Genomic DNA, 1,283 nt, shown 5'->3' on the forward strand with positions numbered 1-1,283 from the left:
GAGACCAATGACGCAGACCTCGCGTATTGCCGCGCCCTGAGCAGCTCCGGCATCACGGATATCCCGGCCTCCGCAAACGACCTGCCGTTCCTTTCCTTCCTGCCTTACGCCATTGCCACGGCGCCGTCTTTCCTTCCCTTCATCCCCTTCCTTCTCTCGTCGATACTCGTGCTCGGCGCCACAAGGCCTGCGACCCTGGCGGCAAAGGCGCCCGTGCCCAAATTCCGGCGCCTTATCCAGATCGTGTTTTCGATAATCGCCGCGGGGACCGCGATGCTCCTCGCCGGCCTCGCACCCGGGGGCATTTACGCCTTGGCCCTAAACGGCTTCGGGCAGATCGGGTACCCGATCTCCTTCTTCCATGACGGCGCGCTTACCACCACGACTGCGGGAAACGTCTTCACAGCCCTGCTTCTCGCGCTTCTTGCGGGCGGAACCTTGATATCCGTTTGTTCCGTCGTCCTATCGACCGCAACGAGGCGCGTCCTCGCGGGCCCCCTTACCTCCGCGTTGCTTGTCGCGGCCCCGGCATTCCCGTTATTGTCCGATTCGGCACTGGGGCATAACGCCGCGCTCGAGCTCCTGCCGCTGGCCGTGTTCTCGCCTATCGAGGCAACGGGTTACGTAGGATGCTTCCCGACAGAATTCATTGGCTCCGGTTCGGGCGGCGCATCGATGCTTGCCGTGGCCCTGGTATACGTCGCGGTCCTTTTCGCGGTCGGCGCCGTTGTGACGCGTTCGCCCAAACAGGCTGGACCCGCTAAAAAGCACCATGGGCTTGAGCTCCTGGACGCGAGCGTGGGATACGGGAGCACGACGATACTTTCGATCGGATCGCTTTCCTTGGGCCCGGGAACGGCGGCGGGGCTCGTCGCTCCCAACGGCTCGGGGAAAACCACCCTTCTTGAAGCGCTGTCGGGCCAATTTCCCACCCGCATCCGCTCGGGAAGCCTGTTGGCAGACGGAATCTACCAACGTCGATCAGCCGAATTCGCAGAACTCGTCTACCTGAGCTCTTCGGGCGGCGCGGATCTCTACCCCACGCTATCGGCCCGCGAGCACCTCTCTTTCGTTAGGGAGGCGTGGAAATCGGCCGCCGACATCGACTCGCTCTGCAACTCCCTCGGAATCTCCCCATATCTCGACAAGCCGACCCGCAAACTCTCGACAGGAATGAAGCAGCAGGTAAAGCTTGCCGTGGCGATAGCGACCGATTGCCCGTACCTCATCCTCGATGAACCGCTGAACGGCCTCGATCCGGGAAAGCGGAAAACCTCCTGCGA

General features: G+C 62.5%; 1 protein-coding gene. It reads left to right on the top strand.

The annotated features are described in order from the left end of the window. Positions 1–1,283 (top strand): ABC transporter ATP-binding protein (locus tag PGW49_RS10020; protein ID WP_270226402.1); only part of this gene is annotated, 1,283 nt, incomplete at both ends.

The sequence above is a fragment of the Collinsella aerofaciens genome, from assembly GCF_027679495.1.
Taxonomy (GTDB): domain Bacteria; phylum Actinomycetota; class Coriobacteriia; order Coriobacteriales; family Coriobacteriaceae; genus Collinsella; species Collinsella aerofaciens_AK.